Source organism: bacterium (genome assembly GCA_040755795.1).
Lineage (GTDB): Bacteria > UBA9089 > CG2-30-40-21 > CG2-30-40-21 > SBAY01 > JBFLXS01.
Window position 1 is genome coordinate 1 of record JBFLXS010000582.1, and the last position, 2,041, is coordinate 2,041.

4 protein-coding genes are annotated in these 2,041 nt (G+C 39.6%); all 4 read right to left on the minus strand.

The genetic code is table 11. The features are described from left to right. Positions 1-527: 527 nt before the first annotated feature. On the minus strand, positions 528-737 hold the full coding sequence (locus AB1414_19930) for a hypothetical protein (protein ID MEW6609682.1): 210 nt from the start codon (positions 735-737) through the stop codon (positions 528-530). A 9-nt stretch (positions 738-746) separates the two neighbouring features. Then, positions 747-1,100 (minus strand): DUF3795 domain-containing protein, encoded by a 354-nt coding sequence (locus AB1414_19935; GenBank protein MEW6609683.1) that lies wholly within the window; start codon positions 1,098-1,100, stop codon positions 747-749. Between the two features lie 177 nt (positions 1,101-1,277). Then, on the minus strand, positions 1,278-1,505 hold the full coding sequence (locus AB1414_19940; GenBank protein MEW6609684.1) for a hypothetical protein: 228 nt from the start codon (positions 1,503-1,505) through the stop codon (positions 1,278-1,280). 3 nt (positions 1,506-1,508) lie between these two features. Continuing rightward, positions 1,509-1,793: a type II toxin-antitoxin system HigB family toxin gene (locus tag AB1414_19945; protein MEW6609685.1), complete on the minus strand. Its 285-nt coding sequence runs from the start codon at positions 1,791-1,793 to the stop codon at positions 1,509-1,511. Between the last annotated feature and the right edge of the window lie 248 nt (positions 1,794-2,041).

Sequence of the window (2,041 nt, forward strand, 5' to 3'; positions counted from 1 at the left end):
CCTAAAGCACTTCCTCACTTAGGAGCGAATGTAGTCAGTAGAAAGAAGCTATGTTCATGTCGCCAAACTTGTTGATTTTACAGATGTTCAGCTCTATTGGAGTGTTTGTTTTACAGTGGAACATCCGATGTAATGGTAGTAGTTGAGGAATTACGACCAAAGAAAAGGGGACCTCCCTATTTATGAAACCACCACCTGTTTATTTTGGAGACTTAATTAACTGAGGCAGAAAAGTAATCTTTTGTGTGGTAGGAGAGGTATGTCTAAATTCCGAAAATAGAAGAGAATTCAACATAGTGAAGAGCTCAAATAGGGAAACAAAAACAGATAATATTCCATTTATGCGGCTTAAAATCATTCACACCTGGATTAAAGCGGACTATAGAAGTCTCAAAAATAGACAACTAAACCCGCCAAATCCAAAATAGCCTTTTATTCAAATTCCAAATAATACCCCATTGCGTTAGTTCAACCCAGACTTGTGTATCGGCGTTGCTCCACACAAATTCTTAATTCGTTAGGAGGTATTACAAGTCTATTTGTGAAGTATCAATATCAAATATTTCTTTGAATCCTTTTTTGCCTTTTTCTGTAACATCAAATACTGTCTTTTTACCTTCTTTTGGGCTTATCCATTCCATTTCGATTAAGCGTCTGAATAATATGGGTGCAAGTTTTCCTCCTAAATGATCGAAGCATTTGCCTACAGGAGGTAATTTCCATTTTGTTTTACCCATTTCTTCGTCTCACTTTTTTCTTTTAATTGATTGACGCTTATATTGAGCCATATTCTCAGCATGGCCTTGGATTCCCATTTCACGAATTTGTTGAATACATGCTGCTCTGTCAGATTTGAATATTAAACCGAAGATTTTAGAAAAAATATTGTTAAACTTTTTGCACTCATTAGGATTTGTAAATTCTTTACAGTCAGCACATGATGAGTATTGATTCTCAATACAGCATGATCTAATTTTGCACCATTGTGCTTTTTGGTTATCGTGGCAAGCGGGGCATTTATCTCTAAGATACGCCCCGCAGGCACCACAATAAAGACCACAATATGCTACCAAATTTTGATTGGCCACAATTTCTTTCATTGTATTTTTTCCTCCTAACGATAAAGTTCAGGTGCGGCGGGGAGAATTACCACAAAAGTTTGATAGCAAGATAAAACTTTGAGAGACCACAAAACTTTGACTACGGCACAGTCCCCCGCCGTCAACTGCAACGATTCGTTAGAATTCTCTTACTATTCTCTACAAATGATTCAATGGCTATATCTCTGTCAGTTCCGGGACATGTTCGTCCTCATACTTTTCAATCAGCACACCAATCACTTCCATCAACGAAGATAGGGGATGACTTTCATTCTCGCCTACCACATCAATCAAAGCATCAAGTAAAGCCACAAGTCGTTGATATTCACTCTCCGTATGCGGAGCAAATACGACTGGTGCGAGTGTTGGCCAGACGCGTTCCGCTGTTTGTATTTCTACCACCATAGGTTACTCCTTCCATAAACCTTTATTATACTCGTCGTGCGTTAATACAGCACGAATGTAAACTTTCTGTCGATTGTAATGGATGGCTGCAATTAGACGCACCTTGCGGCCAATATTAAAAACGGTCAATTTTCCTACCTGGTCAACGTCCTGAAAGACTGCACGCAATTCTGGAAACGAACGAAACCGTCCCGATTTCATCAAACCATACCAATGTTGAAGAACCGACTTGGCGTCAGGATGTTTCTCTGCAAATTCATTCAACCGTTTTCGAGTAATGATATGCATTGACCTTTCCCTTTCATTTCTATGGAATGTGGATATCTCGATTTGATATTCGCGATAATACGCTCCACCTTATGTCTAACGATAAAGTTTCAGGTGCGGCGGGGAGAATTACCACAAAAGTTTGATAGCAAGATAAAACTTTGAGAGACCACAAAACTCTGACCACCGCACAGTCCCCCGCCGTCAACTGCAACGCAGGGTTAGACAAAAGCTCTGATTCGCTGTCTTTTCCTTTTCCTCTGCCTCAC

Excerpts from the sequence above, each read along its gene's own strand:
- AB1414_19945 (MEW6609685.1), bottom strand. The coding sequence starts at position 1,793 with ATGCATATCATTACTCGAAAACGGTTGAATGAATTTGCAGAGAAACAT.
- AB1414_19935 (MEW6609683.1), bottom strand. The coding sequence starts at position 1,100 with ATGAAAGAAATTGTGGCCAATCAAAATTTGGTAGCATATTGTGGTCTT.
- AB1414_19940 (MEW6609684.1), bottom strand. The coding sequence starts at position 1,505 with ATGGTGGTAGAAATACAAACAGCGGAACGCGTCTGGCCAACACTCGCA.
- AB1414_19930 (MEW6609682.1), bottom strand. The coding sequence starts at position 737 with ATGGGTAAAACAAAATGGAAATTACCTCCTGTAGGCAAATGCTTCGAT.